The sequence below is a fragment of the Nonomuraea sp. NPDC049152 genome, assembly GCF_040648355.1.
Lineage (GTDB): Bacteria > Actinomycetota > Actinomycetes > Streptosporangiales > Streptosporangiaceae > Nonomuraea.
Genome location: NZ_JBEZDO010000011.1, coordinates 48,974 through 73,712, shown reverse-complemented (window position 1 = coordinate 73,712; position 24,739 = coordinate 48,974). Strand labels below are relative to the sequence as shown.

General features: G+C 67.9%; 23 protein-coding genes. 14 read left to right on the top strand and 9 right to left on the bottom strand.

Features of this window, described 5'->3' with window-relative positions; all coding sequences use genetic code 11:
• Positions 1–58 precede the first annotated feature (58 nt).
• From AB0B45_RS21280 to trxA, 5 genes are all read left to right on the top strand, one after another.
• The gene (locus AB0B45_RS21280) at positions 59–1,543 is read left to right on the top strand and encodes a protein kinase family protein (protein WP_358132859.1); all 1,485 of its coding nucleotides are present in this window, start codon (positions 59–61) and stop codon (positions 1,541–1,543) included.
• 5 nt (positions 1,544–1,548) lie between these two features.
• Complete coding sequence (gene sigM / locus AB0B45_RS21275) at positions 1,549–2,160, top strand: RNA polymerase sigma factor SigM (protein ID WP_358132858.1); 612 nt, start codon at positions 1,549–1,551, stop codon at positions 2,158–2,160.
• Positions 2,150–2,977 (top strand): zf-HC2 domain-containing protein, encoded by an 828-nt coding sequence (locus tag AB0B45_RS21270; protein WP_358132856.1) that lies wholly within the window; start codon positions 2,150–2,152, stop codon positions 2,975–2,977. Before sigM ends, AB0B45_RS21270 begins: the two co-directional genes overlap by 11 nt.
• 114 nt (positions 2,978–3,091) lie before the next feature.
• Positions 3,092–4,024 carry a thioredoxin-disulfide reductase gene (gene trxB, locus AB0B45_RS21265; RefSeq protein ID WP_358132854.1) on the top strand — a complete coding sequence of 311 codons (933 nt, stop codon included), beginning with the start codon at positions 3,092–3,094 and terminating at the stop codon, positions 4,022–4,024.
• A 14-nt stretch (positions 4,025–4,038) separates the two neighbouring features.
• Positions 4,039–4,353, top strand: a complete 315-nt coding sequence (gene trxA, locus AB0B45_RS21260; protein ID WP_358132853.1) for a thioredoxin — start codon at positions 4,039–4,041, stop codon at positions 4,351–4,353.
• Positions 4,354–4,540: 187 nt separating this feature from the next.
• Here trxA and AB0B45_RS21255 read toward each other — a convergent pair whose 3' ends face one another.
• Positions 4,541–5,158: a GNAT family N-acetyltransferase gene (locus AB0B45_RS21255; protein ID WP_358132852.1), complete on the bottom strand. Its 618-nt coding sequence runs from the start codon at positions 5,156–5,158 to the stop codon at positions 4,541–4,543.
• 262 nt (positions 5,159–5,420) lie between these two features.
• Here AB0B45_RS21255 and AB0B45_RS21250 point away from each other — a divergent pair, with 262 nt between their 5' ends.
• The 3 genes from AB0B45_RS21250 (at position 5,421) to AB0B45_RS21240 (ending at position 9,540) form a co-directional block, all read left to right on the top strand.
• Positions 5,421–6,653: a PLP-dependent aminotransferase family protein gene (locus AB0B45_RS21250; protein WP_358132850.1), complete on the top strand. Its 1,233-nt coding sequence runs from the start codon at positions 5,421–5,423 to the stop codon at positions 6,651–6,653.
• 573 nt (positions 6,654–7,226) lie between these two features.
• Entirely contained in the window at positions 7,227–8,201 is a 975-nt protein-coding gene (locus AB0B45_RS21245; protein ID WP_358132849.1) for a D-alanine--D-alanine ligase, read from the top strand.
• A gap of 292 nt (positions 8,202–8,493) precedes the next feature.
• Positions 8,494–9,540, top strand: a complete 1,047-nt coding sequence (locus AB0B45_RS21240; RefSeq protein WP_358132847.1) for a beta-eliminating lyase-related protein — start codon at positions 8,494–8,496, stop codon at positions 9,538–9,540.
• A gap of 824 nt (positions 9,541–10,364) precedes the next feature.
• Here AB0B45_RS21240 and AB0B45_RS21235 read toward each other — a convergent pair.
• From AB0B45_RS21235 to rpmH, 8 genes are all read right to left on the bottom strand, one after another.
• Entirely contained in the window at positions 10,365–11,330 is a 966-nt protein-coding gene (locus tag AB0B45_RS21235) for a ParB/RepB/Spo0J family partition protein (RefSeq protein WP_358132845.1), read from the bottom strand.
• Positions 11,331–11,762: 432 nt separating this feature from the next.
• Positions 11,763–12,686, bottom strand: coding sequence for a ParA family protein (locus tag AB0B45_RS21230; protein WP_358132842.1), 924 nt, complete (start codon positions 12,684–12,686; stop codon positions 11,763–11,765).
• 137 nt (positions 12,687–12,823) lie between these two features.
• Entirely contained in the window at positions 12,824–13,495 is a 672-nt protein-coding gene (gene rsmG / locus AB0B45_RS21225) for a 16S rRNA (guanine(527)-N(7))-methyltransferase RsmG (protein ID WP_358132840.1), read from the bottom strand.
• Positions 13,496–13,681: 186 nt separating this feature from the next.
• A complete protein-coding gene (locus tag AB0B45_RS21220; protein ID WP_358133349.1) occupies positions 13,682–14,170 on the bottom strand; it encodes a R3H domain-containing nucleic acid-binding protein in 489 nt (162 codons plus the stop codon).
• 32 nt (positions 14,171–14,202) lie between these two features.
• Positions 14,203–15,159, bottom strand: coding sequence for a membrane protein insertase YidC (yidC, locus tag AB0B45_RS21215; protein WP_358132838.1), 957 nt, complete (start codon positions 15,157–15,159; stop codon positions 14,203–14,205).
• A gap of 4 nt (positions 15,160–15,163) precedes the next feature.
• On the bottom strand, positions 15,164–15,442 hold the full coding sequence (yidD, locus tag AB0B45_RS21210) for a membrane protein insertion efficiency factor YidD (protein ID WP_358132836.1): 279 nt from the start codon (positions 15,440–15,442) through the stop codon (positions 15,164–15,166).
• Positions 15,439–15,786, bottom strand: a complete 348-nt coding sequence (gene rnpA / locus AB0B45_RS21205; RefSeq protein ID WP_358132834.1) for a ribonuclease P protein component — start codon at positions 15,784–15,786, stop codon at positions 15,439–15,441. The genes yidD and rnpA overlap by 4 nt, the downstream gene beginning before the upstream one ends.
• Before the next feature lie 66 nt (positions 15,787–15,852).
• Positions 15,853–15,990: a 50S ribosomal protein L34 gene (gene rpmH / locus AB0B45_RS21200; protein ID WP_043614899.1), complete on the bottom strand. Its 138-nt coding sequence runs from the start codon at positions 15,988–15,990 to the stop codon at positions 15,853–15,855.
• Positions 15,991–16,438: 448 nt separating this feature from the next.
• On the opposite strand from rpmH, the gene dnaA reads away from it, so the two are divergent.
• From dnaA to gyrB, 6 genes are all read left to right on the top strand, one after another.
• The gene (dnaA, locus tag AB0B45_RS21195; protein ID WP_358132832.1) at positions 16,439–17,956 is read left to right on the top strand and encodes a chromosomal replication initiator protein DnaA; all 1,518 of its coding nucleotides are present in this window, start codon (positions 16,439–16,441) and stop codon (positions 17,954–17,956) included.
• Positions 17,957–18,479: 523 nt separating this feature from the next.
• On the top strand, positions 18,480–19,619 hold the full coding sequence (dnaN, locus tag AB0B45_RS21190) for a DNA polymerase III subunit beta (protein ID WP_358132830.1): 1,140 nt from the start codon (positions 18,480–18,482) through the stop codon (positions 19,617–19,619).
• A gap of 45 nt (positions 19,620–19,664) precedes the next feature.
• On the top strand, positions 19,665–20,606 hold the full coding sequence (gene gnd, locus AB0B45_RS21185; RefSeq protein ID WP_358132829.1) for a phosphogluconate dehydrogenase (NAD(+)-dependent, decarboxylating): 942 nt from the start codon (positions 19,665–19,667) through the stop codon (positions 20,604–20,606).
• 138 nt (positions 20,607–20,744) lie between these two features.
• Positions 20,745–21,977 carry a DNA replication/repair protein RecF gene (gene recF, locus AB0B45_RS21180; protein WP_358132827.1) on the top strand — a complete coding sequence of 411 codons (1,233 nt, stop codon included), beginning with the start codon at positions 20,745–20,747 and terminating at the stop codon, positions 21,975–21,977.
• Positions 21,967–22,464, top strand: coding sequence for a DUF721 domain-containing protein (locus AB0B45_RS21175; protein WP_358132825.1), 498 nt, complete (start codon positions 21,967–21,969; stop codon positions 22,462–22,464). The genes recF and AB0B45_RS21175 overlap by 11 nt, the downstream gene beginning before the upstream one ends.
• A 305-nt stretch (positions 22,465–22,769) precedes the next feature.
• On the top strand, positions 22,770–24,713 hold the full coding sequence (gyrB, locus tag AB0B45_RS21170) for a DNA topoisomerase (ATP-hydrolyzing) subunit B (RefSeq protein ID WP_358132824.1): 1,944 nt from the start codon (positions 22,770–22,772) through the stop codon (positions 24,711–24,713).
• Positions 24,714–24,739 lie beyond the last annotated feature (26 nt).

Sequence of the window (24,739 nt, the reverse complement as noted above, 5' to 3'; positions counted from 1 at the left end):
GCGGATCCACCCGGCATAGCGCGCCTGCGTGGTGTGTCGTCACGCAGGTGATCGAGTCATGAGCGCCTCAGCGGTAGAACCAGGCACCCGCCTCGCGGAGCGCTTCCGCCTGGAGGACCGTGTCAGCGAGTCCGAGGGCGCGACCCTCTGGAAGGCCATCGACGAGATCCTCGCTCGCCCTGTCGCGGTGCACACCTTCGACCCCGACTACCCCCGCGTCACCGAGGTGGTGACGGCCGCCCGCGCGGCGAGCCGGCTCACCGACCCCCGGCTGACCCAGGTCTTCGACGCCGCCCAGGACGACGATCTCGCCTACGTGGTGAGCGAGTGGGTCACCGGCGACTCGCTGGCCGACCTGCTGGCCGGCGGCCCGATGGAGCCCGAACGCGCCGCCGCACTGGTCGCCGAGGCGGCCGAGGCGCTGGCCCACGCGCACGAGCACGACCTCCACCACCTGTGCCTGCGCCCCGGCAAACTCGTCTGGACCACCGGCAACACGGTCAAGGTGCTCGGTGTCGGCGTCGACGCCGCGCTCGCGGGGCTCACCACCGACGACCCCGCGCTCGACGACGCGGAAGGGCTCGGACGGCTGCTCTACGCCGGCCTGACCGGGCACTGGCCCGGCGACGAGGAGGAGGGCGGCCTTCCCGCCGCTCCCATGAACGACGGCCACTTCTGCACCCCTCGCCAGGTGACCGCGGGCGTGCCCGGCTACCTCGACACCATCACGTGCAGGGCCGTGCTGCCCGAGTCGCGCAGGGGCCAGAGCGCGCTGGCCGACCCCGCCCAGGTGGCCGAGGCGCTCGCCGACGTCGCCAGGCCACTGCCGATCCCCTACACGCCGGCGCCCGCGCCGCCGCCCACCCCCACCACGGCCTCCCGCTCCGAGGGGCTCGAGACCCGGCAGCACCTCTACGTGCCGCCACCGCCGCAACCGCCGAGCACCCTCAACAGGGCGCTGATGACGTTCGTCGTGCTCCTGGTGATCGCCGCGGTCGGCGTCGGCGCGTGGACGCTCGGCCGCAAGCTGGGCAACCCCGGCCAACCGCCGGTCGCGGAGATCTCGGCGTCGCCCTCGGCGACGGCGGAGCCGCAGATCATCAAGCCGTCGCAGGCCACGGGCTTCGACCCGCTCGGCGACGACGGCGCGGAGCACCCGGAGCTCGCCAAGGACGCCATCGACGGCAAGCCGGGCACCTTCTGGAAGACCACCAACTACGTCAGCGCGACGCTGGGCAACCTCAAGCCGGGCGTGGGCCTGCTGCTCGACATGGGCAAGCCGACGAAGATCGCCGACGTGATCGCGACGCTGCCGGACACCCCCGGCGCCGGCATCGAGTTGAAGGTCGGCGACTCCCCTGAGCTGGGCGCGCTCAAGACCGTGGCCAAGCAGAAAGACGCCTCGGGAAAGGTCACGCTGACGCCGGACAAGCCCGCAACCGGTCAGTACGTTTTGATCTGGTTTACGCGTCTTCCCGCAGAGGACGGGATGTTTCATGGCACCATCTATGACGTAGTGGTGTATTCCCCCGGAACGGCATAAACCTTGTGAATTCCCCACCCGAGCCACCCTCTGACGCCGAGCTGCTCACCCGGCACCTCGACGGGGATCAGCATGCGTTCAGCGAAATAGTCAAAAGGCACCGAGACCGTATGTGGGCGGTCGCCCTGCGCACGCTCGGCGACCCCGACGAGGCGGCTGACGCCGTACAGGACGCATTCGTCTCCGCCTACAGGAAGGCGCACAGCTTCCGCGGTGAGGCGGCCGTCACCACCTGGCTGCACCGCATCGTGGTCAACGCGTGCCTCGACAGGATGCGCCGCAAATCGGTCCGGCCCGTCGCCGACGACGAGCTGATCGAAGCGGCCGAGCGCGACACCCCCATGCCTGACCAGACCGGCGAGCGCGAGGTCTCCATGGAGGTTTCGGCCGCCCTCAAACGTCTCCCAGCCGACCAGCGAGCAGCGCTCGTCCTCGTCGACATGATGGGCTACTCCGTCGAAGACGCAGCTCAGGTGCTGTCCGTGCCGAGCGGCACGGTGAAGAGCCGCTGCGCGCGTGGTCGCGCGAAACTTGCCCCAATTCTTTCGCATCTGCGGAACCGAACCGACCTGTCTCGCGTCTCATCCGCGAAGGGAGCAGAACTTCGTGACGGGTGATACGCACTACGATCTTGAGATCTTGGCCGAGCTGGCCGAGGGTCTCTTGGACGCTTCCACGGCCGAACAGGTACGCGAGCATCTCGCCGCCTGCGACCCCTGCGGGGAGCTCCTGGCCGATCTGGCGGCGGTTCGCGAGGTGCTCGCGGCGACTCCCACCCCGGCCATGCCGATGGGTGTCGCGATGCGAATCGACCAGGCCCTTGCTCGAGAGGCTTCCGGGGGGCGTGTCGGCCTCGTGGAAAGTCCCGACTGGGATGAGCTGACCCGCGAGGCGCTCGAGCCCGTACGGCTGGGCGTCGTCGCCGAAGACGGCAGCATCGTCCCAGCGCGCAATCGGCGCTCCGCACGGCGGCGCAGATGGGCGATGCCCGCGGTCGCCGCGGCGGCTGCGGCCGTCGTGGTCGGAACAGCGGCGGTCGGGACGAGCCTCATGGCGGGCGGTGGCGGTTCTCCAGTGAAGAAGGACAACATGGCCCTGCCGCAGCCGTCCAAGACCAGCCTCGGCTACGTCGTGACCGACACCGACTACAACTGGAGCGCGCAGGACCTGAAGCAGCCGCTGCGAGAATTCTTCGCCGCCGCGCCGGCCTCCGAGGGCGGCGGTGTCGACACCAAGGTGACCGCCTGCGTCAGCAAGGTCTCCAACCGGACCAAGCTCAAGCCTTTCATGGTCGACCAGAGCGAGTTCAACGGCCAGGAGGCCCTGATCATCGCCTCCTGGAAGGACAAGGTCGCGCAGCGCGTCAGGGTCGACGTGGTCGACCCATTCAAGTGCAAGAACATCGTCAAACCCACGCTGGGTAGCTGGAACTAGCTCCAAGGGAAGGGCCCGCCTCGGCGGGCCCTTCCGCTTTGTGGATAAGCGGGAATCACAGACGCCTAGTATCTGTTGACGCCACTGGCAAACAGAGAAGGAAGGCGTGGAGCGTTGAGCGACGTCCGGAATGTGATCATCATCGGTTCGGGGCCCACCGGGTATACCGCGGCCGTCTACTCCGCGCGCGCCGAACTCAAGCCGCTGGTGTTCGAAGGCTCCGTCACGGCGGGCGGCGCGCTCATGAACACCACCGACGTGGAGAACTTCCCTGGGTTCCCTGACGGCATCATGGGCCCTGACCTGATGGACAACCTGCGCAAGCAGGCCGAGCGCTTCGGCGCCGAGCTGGTCGCCGACGACGTGGTCGAGGTCGACCTGGAGGCCAACCCCAAGGTCGTCAAGACCCACACCGACACCTACTACGCGAAGTCGGTCATCCTCGCGATGGGCTCCGGCTACCGCGAGCTCGGCCTGGAGAACGAGAAGCGGCTGTCCGGCCACGGCGTCTCCTGGTGCGCGACCTGTGACGGGTTCTTCTTCCGCAACAAGGACATCGTGGTCGTCGGCGGCGGCGACACCGCTATGGAGGAGGCCACCTTCCTCACCCGCTTCGCGCGCATGGTGACGGTCGTCCACCGCCGTGACGAGCTGCGCGCCAGCAAGATCATGCAGGACCGCGCCTTCGCCAACGAGAAGATCCGCTTCGTCTGGGACTCCGAGGTCATCGACGTACTCGGCGACGACAAGGTGACCTCGGTCAAGCTGCGCAACCTCAAGACCGGCGAGGAGTGCGACCTGGCCGCCGACGGCCTGTTCATCGCGATCGGTCACGACCCGCGCACCGACCTGGTCAAGGGCCAGGTCGATCTCGACGACGAGGGGTACATCAAGGTCGCCTCGCCGTCGACCGCGACCAACATCCCCGGCGTGTTCGCCGCCGGCGACGTGGTCGACCACACCTACCGGCAGGCCATCACGGCGGCGGGTACCGGATGCTCGGCGTCGCTCGACTCCGAGCGCTGGCTCGCAAGCAACGAGAACTAACGAAGGAGCAGACTGTGAAGGCAGTCACCGACGCCTCGTTCGAGGCGGACGTCCTCAAGAGCGACAAGCCTGTCCTTGTTGACTTCTGGGCGGAGTGGTGCGGCCCGTGCCGCCAGGTCGCGCCGATCCTCGAGGAGATCTCGAAGGAGTACGGGGACAAGCTGGAGATCGTCAAGCTGAACATCGACGAGAACCCGAACGTTCCGCGCGACTACGGTGTGCTCCAGATCCCGACGATGAACGTCTACAAGGGCGGAGAGGTCGTCAAGCAGATCATCGGCGCCAAGCCGAAGGCCATGCTGCTGCGCGAGCTCGACGGCATCATCTAGTCGGCTCTCTTCACCGGGCCCCGAGGGTTTCCCAACCCCCGGGGCTTCGCCGTCCCATCGCCCCAGGAGCCACTCGAGGGCCGCCCGCCCCTCTGCCGAGCCCCCAACCCACCGCAGACGGCCAGGTCCCCGCTTGCTCTCGCGGTGTCTTGGTCGGCGGTTTGGGGCCGGCGGCCCTCAAGGGGCGTCAGACGGGACGGAGGGCGCGTTCCGGGCTCATGGAGCCGAGGAGGCGTTCCAGGGCCACCTCGACGTCCTCACGCCACGAGATGGCCGTCTTGAGCTCCAGCCTCAGCCGCGGATACCGCAGATGCGGCCGAACCGTCTTGAACCCCACCGACAACAGGTACTCGGCGGGCACCACGCAGCTCGGCTCCTCCCACTTCAGGTCGCCGAAGGCCTCGATCGCCCGCACCCCGCGCCGCGTCAGGTCCTTCGCCGCCCCCTGGATGAGCATCCGCCCCAGCCCGCCACCCGAGAACTCGGGGATGATGTGCGCGGTCATCAACAGGACGGCGTCCGCGCTGACCGGCGAGGTCGGGAACGCCACCGAACGCGGGCTGTAGAGCGGCGGGCTGTAGAGGACGAATCCGGCGGACACCCCGTCGACATAAATGATCTTGCCGCAGCTGCCCCACTCCAGCAGCGTCGACGAGATCCAGGCCTCTTTCTCCAGCCCCGGATCGCCCGTCTTCACCGCCCGCTCACCGCTGACAGGGTCGAGCTCCCAGAAGACGCACTGCCGGCACCGACGCGGCAGATCATCCAGATTGTCCAGAGTGATATTGGCCAGCCGACGCGACAACTCTGCCCCAATCGTTGCTCGGCGGAAAAGCGCGCGAATACCGCGTCCCCAGCTGGCATCGTAGCTCAGTGGTGCATTCTCCAGAGGGCTCTCCCGGTCGCGGGCGGGTCATGCCTTTGACGTACTCTGGTCTCTCAGCCCCCATTTGACACCTAGGAGGTGGACCGTGACGGAAGAAGAGACGGATCACGGTCGGACGCCCGTGACCCAAGGGTCGCGCATCGATGCCTATGTCGATCGGTACGCCGCACGAGCTACCGGGATGGTCGCCTCCGAGATCCGAGCTCTTTTCGCCGTCGCGTCGAGGCCCGAGGTGGTCTCGCTCGCCGGCGGCATGCCGTACGTCACGGCCCTTCCCCTCGACGTGGTGGGCGAGCTGGTCTCCGAGCTGGTCGCCCGTCGCGGGCCCGTCGCCCTCCAGTACGGCTCGGCGCAGGGCGACCCGCACCTGCGCGAGCAGATCTGCGAGGTCATGCGGCTCGAGGGCGTCGAGGCCAGCCCCGACGACGTCGTGGCCACCGTCGGCTCGCAGCAGGCGCTCGATCTGATCACCCGCATCTTCATCGACCCGGGCGATGTCGTGCTCGCGGAGGGACCCTCGTACGTGGGCGCCCTCGGAACATTTGCCGCATATCAGGCGAAAGTTGTCCATATCGCTATGGACGACCAGGGACTCATCCCCGAATCGCTCGCGCAGACCATCTACGCGTTGCGCGCCGCAGGCAGCCGCATCAAGTTCCTTTACACGATCCCGACCTTCCACAACCCCGGCGGCGTCACGCTCAACGTCGCCCGCCGCCAGCAGGTGCTCGACATCTGCCAGCGCGCGGGCATCCTGATCGTCGAGGACAACCCGTACGGCCTGCTCGGGTTCGACGGCGATCCCATGCGGGCGCTTCGCGCCGACCATCCCGACGGGGTCGTGTACCTCGGCTCTTTCTCCAAGACGCTCGCGCCAGGCTTCCGCGTCGGCTGGGCCCTCGCCCCACACGCCATCCGCGACAAGCTCGTGCTGGCCATGGAGTCGGCGGTCCTGTCCCACTCGGCGTTCACCCAGCTCGCCGTCGGCCAGTACCTCGCCACGCAGCCGTGGCGGGAGCAGATCAAGACGTTCCGGGAGCTCTACAGGGAACGCCGCGACGCCATGCTCACCTCGCTGGAATCGCTGATGCCGCCCGGCGTCACATGGACCCGCCCGGGAGGCGGGTTCTTCGTGTGGGCGACACTTCCCGACGGACTCGACTCCAAGGCGATCCTGCCGCGCGCGGTGGCCGAGCGAGTGGCGTTCGTGCCCGGCACCGGGTTCTTCTCGGACGGGAGCGGCGCCAGACACATGCGCCTGTCGTTCTGCTACCCGAAGCCGGACCGGATCAGGGAGGGCGTGCGACGGCTCGCCGGGGTGATCGAACAGGAGATCCAGCTCCGCGACACCTTCGGAACCGGCTCCGCCCCCGCCCCCCACGGCGTCGACACCCCGGGCCCAGACCTGGCCTGAGGGTCTTTTCCTCTGGTACGGCGCGAGCCATGCCCAGCCTGACGAGCGGCCGGCACCTCACACGCGAGGTGTCGGCCGTTCCGCATTCTTCCAGGAGAGCCATTCTCCCGAGAGCGGCCTCGACGGACGGCCACCGGTGACCACCGGGGCGCGTGGGGCGGCGTGCCGTACAGGCCGGACCCGCCGCACGAGGAGCGTCACTAGGACGGATGGCCACCGGTGACCACCGGGGCGCGTGGGGCGGCAAGCCGTACGGGCTGAACCCGCCGCCCCCAGTCACAGCGGACACCGGACGCCCACCCATCGGGAGGAACAAGCGCCCGCCGCGCGCGACACGACCCCACCGCGGGGAAACGAGCGCCCACCGCACAGGAGCCACAGCCAGAACGAGCGCCACCGCACGGGGCGAACCTCGGGCGCTCGGCCGCGAGGAGCCTCCGACGGATCGGTGGAGGACGGGTGCGAAAGACCCCGGCTCGGCCAGCGAAAGGAGGCGATCTGGGTCGGTGGTGGGCAGGTCGGGCGGGTACGGTGGAACATCGTGCGACGCCGCCGATCTGCGGAGGGAATTTGATGAGCGACCTGAGTCACGTGCTCGTGCTTGCCGGCGGATTGTCCTACGAGCGGGAGGTCTCGCTGCGCTCCGGGCGGCGGGTGAGCGAGGTGCTACGCGCGACGGGCATCGACGTCGAGACCCGAGACACCGACGCCTCGCTGGTTCCCGCGATGCTGGCCGACCGTCCCGACGCGGTGTTCGTCACGCTGCACGGCGGCGCGGGCGAGGACGGCGCGATCCGTTCGGTGCTCGAACTCCTTGGCGTCCCCTACGTCGGCGCGGACCCCGACGCCTGCAGGGTCGCCTTCGACAAGCCGACGGCAAAGGCGGTCGTCCGCTCGGTGGGGCTGCGAACGCCTGAATCGGTGACGCTCCCCAAGGAGACGTTCCACGATCTCGGCGCCTCGGCCGTCCTGGCGCGCATCGTCGACCATCTCGGCCTGCCGCTGTTCGTCAAGCCGGCGCGTGGCGGCTCCGCCCTGGGCGCGTCGTTCGTGCGGACCGCCGAAGAGCTCCCTGCGGCGATGGTCGGCTGCTTCGCCTACGGCGACACGGCACTGGTCGAGCGTTACGTCGACGGCGTCGAAGTGTCGGTATCCGTGGTCGATCTCGGCGAGGGACCCGTGGCACTCCCGCCGGTCGAGATCGTCCCGGACGAGGGCGTGTACGACTACGCCGCCCGCTACACCGCCGGGCACACCGAGTTCTTCGCTCCCGCCCGCCTCTCCCCCGAGGCCGCGGCCGCCTGCGCCGAGATGGCGGTCACCGCGCACACGGCGCTGGGCCTGCGAGACGTCTCTCGTACGGACCTCATCGTGGACGCCGACGGACTCCCCCACTTCCTCGAGGTGAACGTCGCTCCCGGCATGACGGAGACCTCGCTGCTTCCGATGGCGGTGGAGGTCGCGGGACAGGACCTCGGCGTGCTCTGCCGCACCCTCCTCGAACGCGCCGCCCACCGCTCCACCACCCCCGACCCCTCCACCCTCTGACCCTGGCTCGCTCTGACCCTGGCTCGCTCTGACCCTGCGCTCGCTCTGACCCTGGGCTCGCTCTACTCCTCGCCGCCCCTCACCCCCGACTCATCCCTGCCTTCCTCTCCTTCCTCGCCCCGCCTTTCGTCCTCCCGAAGGCGCCCGTCTCCGTGATGAGACGTCGCCACTCCCGGTTGGATCACACCGCGATGAAGAAGGCCTGCAGCCCCGGATGAACCTCGCTTGTGCCGGGCCTTCCGCGCCATGGGCTCGATGCGTGGAAGCGACACCGGCTCATTAGCCTGGCGATGTGTTCAACGACTCCCGGTATCCCAAGAGCTTCGCCAGCGACAACCACGCAGGCGTGCACCCCGCGATCCTCGACGCCATCTCCGCGGCCAACGAAGGCGACGCTCCCGCGTACGGCGGTGACGCGGCGACCGCCGTCTTCGAGCGTCAGATCAAGGACGAGTTCGGTGACAGCGCAGAAGGGTTCGCCGTGCTCAACGGCGCAGGTGCGAACATGGTCGGCCTGGCGCTCATGCTCGGCCGGTACGACGGCATCATCTGCGCCGACTCCGCCCACATCGCCACCCACGAAGCGGGTGCCGCGGAACGGCTGCTCGGCGTCAAGTTGATCACCGTACCGACCGCCGACGGGAAGCTCAGGCCGGGAGACATCACCACACGCCTCGGCGGGCTCGGCAACCCGCACGAGTCGCAGCCGAAGGTCGTCTCCATTTCGCAGGTGACCGAACTCGGCACCTGCTACTCCCCCGACGAGATCGCCGCCCTCGCCGAGACCGCACACGAAGCCGGGCTCTTCCTCCATGTGGACGGCGCTCGCCTGGCCAACGCGGCCGCGCACCTCGGCTGTCCCCTCCGGGCCATCACCACGGACACGGGAGTCGACGTGTTCAGCCTCGGTGGCACGAAGAACGGCGCGCTCGCCGCCGAGGCCGTCGTGACGTTGGAGCCGTCGTTGAGCCGCGGGGTGCCGTTCCTCAGACGACAGTCACTCCAACTGGCCTCGAAGATGCGCTTCATTTCTGCTCAACTCTCGGCGCTGCTCACGGACGAACTCTGGCGCTCGAACGCCGCCCACGCCAACGCGATGGCCACCCGGCTCGCTGAAGGTACGGCGGGGCTGCCTGGTGTCGAGCTCGCCTACCCGGTCGAGTCGAACGCGGTCTTCGCCGCCCTGCCGGAGAAGGCGACCAAGGCGCTGCAGGAGCGGTACCTGTTCCACCTGTGGGACGAGCAGACGGGGGTCGTCCGGTGGATGACGGCTTTCAACACCACCCCGCAGCAGGTCGACGATTTCATCCGCGACATCAAGAGCGCCCTGACCGCTTAGCCTTCGCGTCCCATGACAGGCAACCCGATCCGCTCGGTGCGGCGCACCCCCGGACGGGGTGCCAGAACCAGATCGCTGACGCAGATGGAGACACTGGCCGCCCTGCCGTTTCCGAAGCGCCAGAGTTTCACGTGGAACCGACAAGCGCCTCCGATGGTCGGCATCCGCGCGGTCGTTTCACGTGAAACGCGCTGCCCTCTCCGCCCACTCGCTGGCCGCGCTGTTTCACGTGAAACGGCGCCCCATTGAGAGGGCGTCGAATGTGGAAGCGGGCAGGGGCGCGATACCGGTCGACATGCTGGTCGCAATGCACGACGTGGTGCCGCACGGCGACGGCTGTCGGCGCGGGCGTTCAATCTCCACGGCGGCGACGGTGCCCACCGTAATGATCGCGGTCGCCGGTGCTGACGGCTCTGACGGTTCAGATGGGATCCCGGTAACGGTTGGCGGCCACCGGTGCCGCTCGCACGTCGGTCCCGGTTCCGGCCTCCGGTGGCGGTCGCGGCGGCGGTGCGGATGCCGGTCGGTGCCGGTCGCGGTGCGGATGCCGGTCGAGGTGCCGACCGCCCGAATTGGTGGCGGTGGCGATGCCGGTCGCGGTGCCGACCGCCCCAGACGGTGGCGGTGGCGGTGGCGGTGGCAGCGGTGGCGCGTTAGCTGAGATGGGTGTTTCACGTGAAACGGCGGTCGAGATGGTGAGGGGCAAGACGTCGCGGCGAAGGCGGCAAGAGGCCGAGGCGGGGAGTCGTCCCGGCGGGGGTGTTTCACGTGAAACGGGAGGCCCGTTCCAGCCGGACCTCCCGTTGTTTCACGTGAAACGAGGGTTAGCCCTCCGTGTCTCGCTCTCGCATCGCGTGGGCCGCCTCGGGGGCCATCGCGCTGATGATGCGTTCGAGGTCGTCGATCGTGGCGAACTCCACGATGATCCGACCCTTCCTCCGCCCCTGGTCCACCTTCACCTTGGTCTCGAAGTGGTCGGAGAGGCGGTCGGCCAGGCGGACGAGGCCAGGCATCGAAGGCCGCTTCGCCGTACGCGCACGGGGCTCGGCGCCGGCGGCCTTCGCGCCGCCGGTAGCCACGATCTCCTCCACTGTTCGGACTGAAAGGCCTTCGGCGACGATGCGCTTGGCGAGGTACTCCATGGCTCGCGGATCGTCGAGGGTGAGGAGGGCTCGGGCGTGTCCCGCGCTGATGAGTCCGGCGGCGACCCTCACCTGGACGTCGGGCGGGAGGTTGAGCAGGCGAAGGGTGTTGGAGATGTGAGGGCGGGAACGGCCGACGCGCTGGGCGAGCTGCTCGTGGGTGGCGCCGAAGTCGTCGAGGAGTTGCTGGTAGGCGGCCGCCTCTTCCAGGGGGTTGAGCTGCTCGCGCTGGAGGTTCTCGATCAGGGCGTCACGGAGGAGATCGTCGTCCTGGGTGTTCCTGACGATCGCGGGGACAGGGTCGAGCCCGGCGAGGTGGCAGGCGCGCCATCTGCGCTCCCCCATGATGAGCTCGTAGGCGCCGCCGCCCACGGACCGGACGACGATCGGCTGGAGGAGGCCGACCTCCTTGATGGAAGCGGCGAGCTCGTCCAGGCGCTCCTCGTCGAACACGTCGCGCGGTTGGCGAGGGTTTGGGGTGATGGCGCCGAGGGGGATCTCCTTGAAGTACGCCCCGGCGATGGGTTGAAGGCCCGATTCCTGAGGTGAACCTGCCGCTGGTGACACCGCCCCAGTGCCGTCAACGATCGGGCCGGTCGGGATGAGCGCCCCGAGTCCTTTGCCCAGTCCCCGCCGCTGCTGACTCACTGCGTCTCCTCATCCACCCGGCCGCGCCCTGTCACTCCTGGAGAGGTTACCGTCGCGAGCGCATCGGGGTGCCCCCTCGCCACACGCAGTTCGGTCGGGTTTGCCACATCCCGCCCGAACCGGAACCGGAAAGCCACATAGGCGTGGCGTGAGTGAAGAGTTCACCGGGTTGGGGGTGCGATTGGGGCGATCAGCCGCAATGGGGTCGTCATCGCCACGGGGCGCGGGGTGGTGCGGAGTTGTCCGGGCGGCGATAGGAGGCCCGGGATGGTCTGGGTGCTCGTCGGGGGCGGCAGTGCCGCAGCCCATCTGGGTGCCCCTCAGGGGCGCAGCGCCGCAGTCCACGCTGTGGAGATTGCCGGCCGCCGGTTGGGCGCGATCGGCTGCGAGGAGAGCCCCGGCGGTGAAGGACTCCCCTGTCGGCTTGGTCCGTCAGACGGTTACCGCGCGGAAAGCGATCTCCCGCGCCGCGTCCATGTAAGCCATCGCCCCGCTCGATCCCGGGTCGTACGTCATCACCGACTGCCCATAGCTGGGCGCCTCCGACAGCCGCACGCTCCGCGGAATCACCGTGTTCAGCACCGTCTCCCCGAAGTGCGCCCGAACCTCATCCGCCACCTGCGAAGCCAACCGCGTCCGCCCGTCGTACATGGTGAGCACGATCGTCGACAGGTTCAGCGTCGGGTTCAGGTGCGCCTTGATCAGGTCGACGTTCCTGAGCAGCTGCCCCAACCCTTCGAGCGCGTAGTACTCACACTGGATCGGGATCAGCACCTCGTCGGCCGCCACGAGCGCGTTGACCGTCAGCAGTCCCAGCGAAGGCGGGCAGTCGATGATGATGTAGTCGAGCTCCACCGCGTCAAAGGCCATCAGCGCCCGCCGTAGTCGCGCCTCACGGGCCACCAGCGAGACCAGCTCGATCTCCGCCCCCGCCAGGTCGATGGTCGCTGGAGCGCAGTACAGGCCCGGCATGTCGGGGACTTCCTTGACGATGTCCGCCATCGGAAGGTCATCGACGAGCACCTGGTACACATCGGGCACATCACCGCGGTGCTCGGTGGCAAGGGCGGTGGACGCGTTGCCCTGGGGGTCGAGGTCGACGACAAGGACGCGCTCGCCGTTCATCGACAGGGCGGCAGCGAGGTTCACCGACGTCGTGGTCTTGCCGACACCGCCCTTCTGGTTGGCAACGGCGATGACGCGACACTTGGACGGACGCGGCCAGGAGCCATCGCCTGATGTGGGGGCGTCCGCCGTCTGGGTCGCAGATGTTTCACGTGAAACCACGGAGCTGAGTGCCTCTCGTACCAGCGGCGAATCGCCGGGGTTAAGGGGGGTCTGGGTCACGAAGGCCATCCTTTCAACCAGCGGCCGGGTGCTGCCCGTCATCCGGTGCCGCGACACGCCCAATTCCGGCCAGCCGAGACCCGCTGGGCTCTCGGGACCGGGTTCACCCGGCCAACCGAGTCCACTGGACGTGCCCGGCACAACCGTCACCTCTTTCGTCGGCGCCGACCTGGCTCTGGCGCGCGACCCGCGACCACGCGGACCAAAGTTGCAGGCGGCTCGACCTTACCGTGCCCGACCGTGATCAGCTCGGCCGTCTGGGCCCCGCTGGCCCGCAATTGGGCTTCTGCCTCGGCGAGCTCCTCCGCGGCGCGCTCCCCCTTCATCGCGATCAGCTCGCCGCCTTCGCGCAGGAGCGGCATCGACCACTTGAGCAACCGGTCGAGCGGCGCCACCGCGCGGGCGCTGGCGACGTCGAACACGCGCTTGCCCGCCAGCTCCTCGGCCCGTCCGCGCAGCACCTCGACGTTGTCGAGCTTGAGCGCCGCGACGCACTCCTCGAGGAAGACGGTACGGCGGAGCAGCGGCTCCAGGAGCGTGACCGTGAGGTCCTGCCGTACGATCGCCAGGACCAGGCCGGGAAGGCCCGCGCCCGAGCCGATGTCGACCAGGCGGACGTCCGCGGGGATGGCCTCGGCGACCACCGCGCAGTTGAGCAGGTGCCGGTCCCAGATCCTGGGCACCTCGCGCGGCCCCAGCAGCCCGCGCACCACTCCCGGGCCGGCCAGCAGCTCCGCGAACTGCCGCGCTCTGTCCCAGGCGTCGCCGGTGAACACTTCACGCGCTATCTGCGGTGGAGCCGTCAGCTCGTCGCTCACTGATCCGGTGGCCTTTCCTGAATGTGCGTGTTCTTGGCGGTACGGCGGATCGCCGACATGGACGAAGACTAGCCGTCCCTGCGATTTCTCCGGCCTAGGCGCGGAAGGCGTGATCTCAAACGAAAGGCCGCCAGCCCCGAAGGAGCCGACGGCCTGGCGTTGGTGCCTGCCGTACCCGATGAGGGGTCAGGCGGGCAGGACCACGACGAAACGGTTGGGCTCCTCGCCCTCGGACTCGCTGCGCAGTCCCGCGGCCGCCACCGCGTCGTGCACGATCTTGCGCTCGAAAGGCGTCATCGGGTGGAGCGACTTCGGCTCGCCGTTGCGCTTGACGGTCTCGGCGACCTCGGTGCCCAGCTTGCTCAGGTCGGCCCTGCGCTTCTCCCTGTAGCCGGAGACGTCGAGCATGAGTCGCGACCGCTCCCCCGTCTGCCGGTGGACGGCCAGCCTGGTGAGCTCCTGGAGCGCCTCGAGGATCTCGCCGCCAGGGCCGACGAGGTCGGTGCCCTTGACGCCGACGACGGAGACCAGCGCACGGTCGCCCTCGACGTCCATGTCGATGTCCCCGTCGATGTCGGCGATGTCGAGCAGCCCCTCGACGTAGTCGGCCGCGATCTCGCCTTCCTGCTCAAGCGCCGCAAGATCCGGAGCCTTCTCCTGCTCGGCCTCGGTCACGTCGGCCTCTCTTTCGTGCTCGTCGTTAAGGATCAAGACTTCTTGCTGCCCGTGCGCTTGCTGCGGGTCTGCTTGGCAGGCTGCCGTCGAATGATCTTAGGCTCCTGCGGCGCGGGCGGAGCCTCTTCCTCGGCGACCGGCGAGCTCTTGCGCACCTTGGACAGCAGTCCAGGCTTGGGCGCGACGGGGATCACGTTGCCCTTGGGGTCGTACTCCGGCATGGGGTGACGGGAGTAGAACCAGTGCTGCTGGCCGAGCGTCCACAGGTTGGTGGTGACCCAGTAGAAGATCAGACCCAGGGGGAAGTTGAGACTGAAGAAGGCGAACAGCGGAGAGATGTACATCAGGATCTTCTGCTGCGATGCCATGGGGTTGTCGGGCATCTGCTGCATGGAGCGGGTGACGCTCTGCCTGACGGTGAGGAACGTGGTGAGGGAGCTGATCGCCACGAAGAACCCGAGCACGATCTTGGTCTGGAGCACGCCTGCGCCGAAGGACTCGATCTGGGCGGCGCCCATCCAGAAGTTGGCGGGCAGCGGCGCGCCGAAGATGTGCGCGGCTCGGGCGCTGTCGACGAACTGCTGGGTCATCCCGAACTTGATCTCACCGTGCGCCATCGCGTTGAGCACGGTGAACATGGAGATGAAGATGGGGAACTGCGCGACGACGGGCAGGCAGCCGCCGAGGGGGTTGGCCCCCTGGCCGCGGTAGAGGTTCATGACCTCTTCGTTCATGCGCTGCTTGTCGTTCTTGTAGCGCTTGCGGATCTCCTGCACCTTCGGTGCGAGCTCCTGCATCTTTCGCGAGGAGCGCATCTGCTTGAGGAAGAGCGGGAAGATCAGCAGTCGCATGGCGACCGTGATAGTGATGAGAGTCAGCGCCCAGGTCAGCCCGCTGTCCGGGTCGAGCACGGTGCTGTAGGCCTGGTGAATCCAGGTGAGGACTTGGGCGATGGCTGTGTAGAGCCAGTTAAGCCAGGACAGCTCCACCGAGCTAGCTCCCTTGCGTTTCGTCGGACGGAACCGGGCGTGGGGGCACCGGGTCAAAACCTCCGGGATGGAATGGGTGGCAACGCCCGATACGCCGGACAGTCAGCCATATGCCGCGCAAAGCACCATGTACGGCTATCGCCTCAAGCCCATAAGCACTGCATGAGGGGTAGAAACGGCAACGCGGACCCAGCATCGGGCTGATGAAGGCCCGATAGAACCGGATCGGGGCGATGAGAATCCGAGCCGGAAGGCTCGGCACCCCTTGCGTCTGCTCCGTCATCGTTGTTGTTCTCGCCTTGACAAACGATCCAGCGCGGCATCGAGTTCAGCGGCAAGGCGCTCGTGTCGCGCGGACGCGGCAGGTGGATTAGCGCGTACCACAAGCAGGCTACCTCGCGGCAGCCGCACTATACGGTCCCGCATCAGGTGTCGAAGCCGTCGCTTCACCTTGTTGCGCACGACAGCGTTGCCCACGGCCTTGCTGACCACGAAGCCGACCAGCGGTGGCCCGTCCCCCGCGACCTTCAGATGCAGGACGAGAGTGGGACGACCGGCGCGGGCACCTCGCTTGACCGAGGCTGAGAAATCCTCACCCCGCCGCATGCGGGACTTTTGAGACAACACGTCAGACGCCTATCGCCCGCCGACAAGGAGCGTCGGCGGGCGACCAAGCACGGGACAGGACGACCGTCAGGCCGACAGCTTCTCGCGGCCCTTGCGGCGACGAGCGGCGAGGATCGCGCGGCCGGCCCGGGTGCGCATACGCAGCCGGAAGCCGTGGGTCTTCGCGCGGCGACGGTTGTTCGGCTGGAAAGTACGCTTGCTCACGAGTGGGCTCCAGGCTTGAAAGTGCGCTCCCACCTGTAAGCGAGAGCGCGTGACACACATGGCTGGCCTGCCGGGCTCGCGAGGGCATGCAAAAGCGCCGTCACGTGACAAGCCGACCGTCGTACGTTACGGGCCAGGCGGCCCCGAGGTCAAACCAGCGGAGTTTTCCACGTATCCACAGGCAACTTTTCCACCGGCGTTCGCGCGTCCACAGTCTGTGCACTCAGGTGCCACTAGGCTGTGGACAACGACTTGAACACAGGTGTGCACAACTCCCAGAGCCCAGCCGTAACGGCGGGATCACTCTGTGCACAACTTGTGGATCTCCTGTGGATCTCCTGTGGATCTCCTGGGGAGATCGTACGAACCACGCCCTGTGGATAGAACGAGCAATCCGCGACCCTAGCGGTTGCCGCCTGTGGATGAACGACGGAGGGGAAGCCACACCATGAACGGGGACGACCTCGGGACGGTATGGGCCCACGCGCTGGCCAACTTCCTCAACGACAACCTGCCCATCCAGCAGCGAACCTGGCTGGCGATGGTCAGGCCGATCGCCATGGCGGGCGACACGATCGTGCTCGGCGTCCCCAACGAGTTCCTCAAGGACCTGATCGAGGGCAAGTTGCGCACGCCGGTGAGCCACGCGCTCTCCCACGAGCTCGGCAGACCGGTGCGCGTGGCCGTGATGATCGACACGACCACTCCCGACCAGCCGATTACCGAGCCTCATCCCCAGCCTGTGGCGCCGAGTTTTCCCCAGGCTCCCGAGCCTGTGCAGAGTTATGCACAGCCCGCCTACCAGGCCCCCGAGCCCTCGCTCTTCTTCGCGGCGCCGCCCGAGGCCTCGCAGATGTCCACCGAATATCCACAGGCGCAGCCCGAGCCTCCACAGAACCGGTGGGAGGCCAAGAGCAACAAGCCGAGCGAGCCGGCGCGGCTGAACCAGAAGTACACGTTCGAGACGTTCGTCATCGGCGCCAGCAACCGCTTCGCGCACGCGGCCGCCGTCGCGGTGGCCGAGGCGCCCGCCAAGGCGTACAACCCGCTGTTCATCTACGGCGACTCGGGCCTGGGGAAAACCCACCTGCTGCACGCGATCGGCCACTACGCGCAGTCCCTCTACGACGGGGCGCGGGTGAGGTACGTGAGCTCGGAGGAGTTCACCAACGACTTCATCAACAGCATCCGCGACCACAAGGCCGACGGGTTCCGCAGCCGCTACCGCGCGATCGACATCCTGCTTGTGGACGACATCCAGTTCCTGGAGGGCAAGGAGCAGACGCAGGAGGAGTTCTTCCACACCTTCAACACCCTCCACAACGCCAACAAGCAGATCGTCATCTCCAGCGACCGGGCGCCCAAGCAGCTGATCACCCTGGAGGACCGGCTGCGCAACAGGTTCGAGTGGGGCCTGATCACCGACGTCCAGCCGCCCGAGCTGGAGACGCGCATCGCGATCCTCAGGAAGAAGGCCATCCAGGAGGGCCTGGCCGCGCCGCCCGAGGTGCTGGAGTACATCGCCAGCCGGATATCCACGAACATCCGCGAGCTCGAGGGCGCGCTGATCAGGGTCACCGCCTTCGCCAGCCTCAACAGGCAGGGTGTGGATCTCCAGCTGGCCGAGGTGGTGCTGAAGGACCTCATCACCACCGACGCGAGCTCGGAGATCACGATCGCCACGATCATGGCGAAGACGGCCGAGTACTTCGGCATCTCGATCGACGACCTGTGTGGAAGCTCGCGCAGCAGGGCGCTGGTGAACGCCCGCCAGATCGCGATGTATCTGGCCAGAGAGCTGACCGATCTGTCGCTTCCCAAGATCGGGCAGCAGTTCGGCGGCCGCGACCACACCACCGTGATGCACGCCGAGCGGAAGATACGTTCACTGATCGCCGAGCGCCGTTCGATGTACAACCAGGTCAACGAGCTGACGATGCGTATCAAGCAGACGTCCAAAGCCTGACTGTGCACAGCCTGTGGATAACTCTGTGGACCAGCTCAGACAGGCTCTCAGCGGCCAGATGAAGATCAAAAAGCGCAAACACCGCCCACAGAGCCTGGGGATAAGGCTGGGGACATGTTGGGGACAACCTGGGGACAGCTCGTGGACAACTTGTGGACGCCCTGTGAACATCGGAAACGGGAGTTCCAGGTGGGCCCTTCTACCCCGTGGATAACCTGTTGAAACCCAGTGGATAACCGGTGGATGACGACCCCCCGATCTGGGGACGGCCTGTGGGCAACGGATCGTCATCCCCAGGCGGCGAAGTTCTCCCCAGGCTTCACCCACATGGGCAGTGGATAGAAATTTCCGCGATGAGCTGCGGAAACGTCGGTCATCCACAACATCCACAGCCCCTATGAAGATGACTTCCTCTAGTTCTAACTAAGAGATTCAAAGACCCATAGAGGGGTTCTCCCGGAGCTCAGGTGCGGGAGAGTGAAGACTTAACAAGCAGCGACGACCAAGCAGGAGGCTGATCTCCGTGATGTTCCGGATCGAGCGCGATGTGCTCGCTGAGGCGGTCGCATGGACGGCACGCAGCCTCCCTGCGCGCCCGTCGGTGCCCGTCCTGGCAGGCATGCGCATGGAAGTCACCGACGCGGGCCAGTTGAAGCTCTCGGGCTTCGACTACGAGGTCTCGGCGGAGGTGACGCTGGAGCCGCAGACCGGTGAGGCGGGCGTGGTGCTCGTCTCGGGCAAGCTGCTCGCCGAGATCACCCGCGCGCTTCCCGCACAGCCTGTGGACTTCGTGGTGGACGGCGCCAAGGCCGTCGTCACCTGTGGCAGCGCTCGATTCACACTGCTGACCATGCCTGTGGAGGACTACCCGTCCCTGCCCGCGATGCCGCCCGCGGCCGGCCGGGTCGGCAGCGACGTGTTCGCCTCCGCCGTCGGCCAGGTCGCCGTCGCCGCGGGCAGGGACGACACGCTGCCGATGCTGACCGGTGTGCGCATGGAGATCGAGGGCGACACCGTGACGCTCGCGGCCACCGACAGGTACCGCCTCGCCGTACGAGAGCTGAAGTGGCAGCCTGGCCAGCCCGACTTCTCGGCGATCGCGATGATCCCCGGCAAGACGCTCGCCGACACCGCCAAGGCGCTGGGATCCACAGGCGCCGAGGTCGAGATCGCGCTGAGCTCTGCGGGCGGCACGGGCGAGGGCATGATCGGTTTTTCCAGCGCGGGCCGGCGCACCACCACGCGCCTGCTCGACCCCGAGTTCCCCAAGTACCGCTCGCTGCTGCCGACGGAGTTCTCCGCCAAGGCGGAGCTGTCCACAGGCCCGTTCGTCGAGGCCGTCAAGCGCGTGGCGCTGGTCGCCGAGCGCAACACGCCCGTACGGCTGGCCTTCCGCGGCGGCGAGGTCGTCCTGGAGGCGGGCAGCGGCGACGAGGCGCAGGCCGTCGAGGTGCTGCCTGTGGATTACGAGGGCGAGGAGATGAACATCGCCTTCAACCACCAGTTCCTGCTGGAGGGGCTGGGGGCGATCGACTCGGACGTGGCCAGGCTGCAGATGACCACCTCGACGAAGCCCGCTATCCTCACTGGCGGCAAGCCTGTGGACGACGGTGGCACGCCTGACTACCGTTATCTGATCATGCCCATCCGCTTGTCCAGCTGACGAAGCCATCGGCGATGATGGAAGCCTGACAAGGGGGTTATCAACATGCAGATCGGCATGGTCGGGCTCGGGAAAATGGGCGGCAACATGGCCGAGCGCCTGCGTCGCGGCGGACACGACGTGGTGGGCTACGACCACCACGCCGAAGCGAGCGATGTCGCCAGCCTCAAGGAGCTCGTCGAGCGCCTCGAGGCGCCGCGCGCGGTGTGGGTCATGGTGCCCGCGGGCGACCCCACCCAGCAGACCGTCAACGCGCTGGGTGAGCTGCTCGATCCGGACGACATCGTGATCGACGGCGGTAATTCTCACTACGTGGACGACCAGCGCCACGCCGAGGAGCTCAAGGCGCACGGCATCGGCTTCGTCGACTGCGGCGTCAGTGGCGGCGTGTGGGGCCTGGAGAACGGCTACGCGCTCATGTGTGGCGGCGACCAGGCCAACGTCGAGCGGCTGATGCCGATCTTCGAGACGCTCAAGCCCGAGGGCGAGGACGGCTTCGTCCACGCGGGCGACGTCGGCGCGGGCCACTTCGCGAAGATGGTGCACAACGGCATCGAGTACGGCATGATGCAGGCCTACGCCGAGGGCTGGGAGCTGCTCGAGGCCTCCGACATCGTCAAGGACGTCCGCGGCTCCTTCGCCAGCTGGCGCACCGGCACGGTGATCAGGTCGTGGCTGCTCGACCTGCTGGTGCGGGCGCTCGACTCCGACGAGCACCTCGACCAGCTCAAGGGTTACGCACAGGACTCGGGCGAGGGCCGGTGGACCGTGCAGGCGGCGGTGGACCACGCGGTCCCGCTGCCGGTGATCACGGCCGCCCTCTACGCCAGGTTCGCCTCGCGGCAGGAGGACTCGCCTGCGATGAAGATGGTCGCGGCGCTGCGCAACCAGTTCGGCGGCCACGCGGTCACCTCGGCGGAGGGCGCGCACGAGAAGGGCGCGGACTCCCCCGGCGCCGACGTCGTCCCGCCGAAGGAAGCCCAGTAGCCGGCGGTTGTCCACAGGGTGGGGACGCCGGGGTTCGCAGGGACGGCGTTTCCACAAGGGGCGGAGGGCCATATCGGTTTTCCACAGGGGTGCACGGCGTGACCCCAGTGGTCGGTGTGGCCCACTAACCTTCGAGGGGTGCATGTCGCCCACCTGTCGCTGACCGACTTCAGGTCCTACGCCTCCGTGGAGCTCGGCCTCGAGCCGGGCGTCACGGCGTTCGTCGGGCCCAACGGCCAGGGCAAGACCAACCTCGTCGAGGCCATGGGCTACGTGGCGACGCACTCCAGCCACCGGGTCGCCAACGACGCCCCCCTCGTACGACAGGGCGCCTCCAGGGCGATCATCCGCTGCGCCGTCCACAGGGACGACAGACGCGCGCTGATCGAGCTGGAGATCAACCCGGGCAGGGCCAACAGAGCGAGGCTCAACCGCTCCCCCGTCTCCCGCCCTCGAGACGTCATCGGCCTGCTCCGCACGGTGCTCTTCGCCCCCGAGGACCTCGCGCTCGTCAAGGGCGACCCTTCCGAGCGCAGGCGCTTCCTCGACGACCTGCTGGTGGCCCGCGCGCCGCGTTTCGCGGGCGTCAGGGCCGACTACGACCGGGTGCTGAAGCAGCGCGGCGCTCTGCTGCGTACGGCCGCTCAGGCGCGCCGTGGGCGCGGTGGAGCCCGAAGGGCGGAGAGTGAGGCCGCCTTCGCCGCCGCGGGCGCTGGAGACGTGCTGAGCACCCTGGAGGTGTGGGACGCCCACCTCGCCAGGCACGGTGCGGAGCTGTTGCGAGCCAGACTCGATCTGATCGAAGCGCTGCGGCCGTTGGTCGCCTCGGCCTATGCTTCGCTGGCGCCCACGAGCGCTCCCGCGGAGCTCGCCTATCGGAGCACGTTGTCCACAGGTGGGGACGGCGCGGAGGACGAAGAGGCCGGTGAGGCCGGATCTTCCGATGCACAGACGTTATCCACAGACCTGGGGAAAACCCTTGAGTCGAGGTTGATGGAGCGGCTGCTCGAGGTCCGGCAGTCGGAGCTCGAGCGGGGCGTCACCCTGGTCGGTCCGCACCGCGACGACCTCGTTCTCGGCCTCGGCGATCTGCCCGCGCGCGGCTACGCCAGCCACGGTGAGTCGTGGTCGTTCGCGCTGGCGCTCCGGCTGGCCGCCTACGACCTGTTGCGGTCCGACGGCGGCGATCCCGTGCTCATCCTCGACGACGTCTTCGCCGAGCTCGACAGCCAGCGCAGGCGCAGGCTGGCCGAGATCGTCGCGCCGGCCGAGCAGGTGCTGATCACCGCCGCGGTGGCCGACGACGTGCCGCAGGAATTGACCGGTTCCCGATTCGATGTCGCAGGGGGGAGCGTGACCCGTGTCAGATGACGACAACGCGACCGCCGCCCGTGGGGCGGCGCTGGCCAGGGAGAAGCTCGCCCAGGCCAAGGCCGACGCGGCCAGGAGGGGGCAGCTGCCCCGCCGTGAGCCGCGCCGCAGGGCGGCGGCGAGGGACGCGGCCGACCCGCAGCTCTTCGGCAAGGCGATCACGGATCTGCTCGCCGCGCGCGGCTGGGAGCGCTCGGCCGCCGTCGGCGGCGTCTTCGGCAGATGGCCGGAGATCGTGGGCCCCGACCTGGCCGCGCACACCAAACCGGAGCACTTCGAGGACGGCGAGGTGGTCATCGCCGCCGACTCGACGGCGTGGGCCACCCAGGTCCGGTTGCTGGCCCGCACGCTCATCCGCAGGCTGAACGAGGAGCTCGGCGAGGGAACGGTCAAGAAGGTCAAGGTCAGAGGGCCGCAGAACGCGCCGAGGCCGTCCGGAGGGCTCCGGGTCACCGGCAGTCGCGGGCCCGGCGACACATACGGGTAAAACCCGCATCGGGCGATCAGAAGGCCGCAGACGCGAGAGCCCCTCTTCCAAGAGGGGGGATGCTTGCGAGGGGGGGAAACGAGCTACAGGGCATCACAGGCGCGTTCAATGCCACCTTCGGCGCTCAGAGCCGGTAGAATGAAAGCGGATTCCGGACACGTCCGCTTGCGTGTCACCCGCGGCATGCGAGCCGACTCCCCTGGGTGACCACGCATCGGGGCACTCACGACGGTGACGGGCACGGTAGGGGCAGCTGGCGGTTGTCGCCTTCCCCGCCGCGTGTCCGCGGCAGGAGGATTTCGCACTTGTCCTACGACGCTAGCTCAATCACCGTACTCGAAGGGCTTGAGGCGGTCCGCAAGCGCCCGGGTATGTATATCGGATCGACCGGTGAGCGCGGTCTGCATCATCTTGTCTACGAGATCGTGGACAACTCCGTCGACGAGGCCCTGGCAGGTCACGCCGACCGCATCGAGGTCACCCTGCTCGCCGACAACGGCGTGCGGGTCGTCGACAACGGCCGAGGCATCCCCACAGGCATCCACCCTGTGGAAAAGGTCTCCGCGGTCGAGCTCGTGCTGACCACGCTGCACGCGGGCGGCAAGTTCGACGGCAAGTCCTACGCGGTCTCCGGCGGCCTGCACGGCGTCGGCTCCGCGGTGGTCAACGCCCTGTCCACAGCCATGGACGTCGTCGTCAAGCAGAACGGCCACGTCTGGCGTCAGCGCTTCGAGATGTCCAAGCCCGTCGCTCCCCTGGCCAAGGGCGAGCCCACGGACGAGACCGGCACGTCGATCACCTTCTGGGCCGATCCGACGATCTTCGAGACCACCGCGTGGAACTTCGAGACGCTCTCGCGCCGCTTCCAGGAGATGGCCTTCCTCAACAAGGGCCTGACGATCACGCTGACCGACGAGCGGCCCGACCACATCAACGGCGAGGTCCACAAGGTCCACTACCACTACGAGGGCGGCCTGTCCGACTTCGTCACGCACCTCAACTCGAAGAAGGAGCCGGCGCACGCGTCGGTCATCGACTTCGAGGCCCACGGTGAGGGCATCTCCGTCGAGATCGCCATGCAGTGGAACAACTCCTACTCCGAGTCGGTCTACACCTTCGCCAACACCATCAACACCGCGGAGGGCGGCACCCACGAGGAGGGCTTCCGCGCGGCCCTGACGTCCATCGTCAACCGCTACGCGCGCGAGCAGAAGTTCCTCAAGGAGGGCAAGGACGACAACCTCTCCGGTGAGGACGTCCGCGAGGGCCTGACGGCGATCGTCTCGGTGAAGCTGGCCGACCCGCAGTTCGAGGGCCAGACCAAGACCAAGCTGGGCAACACCGAGGCCAAGTCCTTCGTCCAGAAGGCCTGCAACGACCACGTGCGCGACTGGTTCGAGCGCAATCCGGGCGAGGCCAAGGACATCATCAACAAGTCGCTGCAGGCCGCCCGCGCGCGCCTCGCCGCCCGCCAGGCCCGCGACCTGACCAGGCGCAAGTCGCTGCTGGAGTCCGGCAGCGGACTGCCCGGCAAGCTGGCCGACTGCCAGTGGAACGAGCCCGACAAGTGCGAGCTGTTCATCGTCGAGGGCGACTCGGCCGGCGGCTCGGCCAAGGGCGGCCGCGACTCGCGCTTCCAGGCGATCCTGCCCATCCGCGGCAAGATCCTCAACGTGGAGAAGGCCAGGATCGACAAGGTCCTGAAGAACAACGAGGTCCAGGCGCTGATCACCGCGCTCGGCACCGGCGTGCACGACGAGTTCGACATCGCCAAGCTGCGCTACCACAAGGTGATCCTGATGGCCGACGCCGACGTCGACGGCCAGCACATCAACACGCTGCTGCTCACCTTGCTGTTCCGCTTCATGCGGCCGCTGATCGAGGCAGGACACGTCTACCTGTCGTGCCCGCCGCTCTACAAGATCAAGTGGGACCGCAAGGGCGACGACGCCTCCTACGCCTACTCCGACTCCGAGCGTGACGCGGTCATCGCCGAGGGCATCGCGGCCGGCAAGCCCGACCCGCGCCCGCGCGACAACGTCCAGCGCTTCAAGGGTCTGGGCGAGATGAACGCCGGCCAGCTGTGGGAGACCACGATGAACCCCGCGACGCGGCTGCTGCGCCTGGTCACTCTCGACGACGCCGCGCAGGCCGACGACCTGTTCAGCGTGCTCATGGGCGAGGACGTCGAGGCGAGGCGCGACTTCATCATCCGCAACGCGCGTGACGTCCGCTTCCTCGACGTATAGCGGTAGCCGTACCAGAAAAAAGGATC

What these genes read in the sequence shown, in the direction of transcription:
- gnd (WP_358132829.1), top strand. Translation starts at nt 19,665, where the DNA reads ATGCAGATCGGCATGGTCGGGCTCGGGAAAATGGGCGGCAACATGGCC.
- AB0B45_RS21230 (WP_358132842.1), bottom strand. Translation starts at nt 12,686, where the DNA reads ATGGCCTTCGTGACCCAGACCCCCCTTAACCCCGGCGATTCGCCGCTG.
- AB0B45_RS21250 (WP_358132850.1), top strand. Translation starts at nt 5,421, where the DNA reads ATGGTCGCCTCCGAGATCCGAGCTCTTTTCGCCGTCGCGTCGAGGCCC.
- AB0B45_RS21280 (WP_358132859.1), top strand. Translation starts at nt 59, where the DNA reads ATGAGCGCCTCAGCGGTAGAACCAGGCACCCGCCTCGCGGAGCGCTTC.
- dnaA (WP_358132832.1), top strand. Translation starts at nt 16,439, where the DNA reads ATGAACGGGGACGACCTCGGGACGGTATGGGCCCACGCGCTGGCCAAC.
- AB0B45_RS21245 (WP_358132849.1), top strand. Translation starts at nt 7,227, where the DNA reads ATGAGCGACCTGAGTCACGTGCTCGTGCTTGCCGGCGGATTGTCCTAC.
- yidD (WP_358132836.1), bottom strand. Translation starts at nt 15,442, where the DNA reads ATGACGGAGCAGACGCAAGGGGTGCCGAGCCTTCCGGCTCGGATTCTC.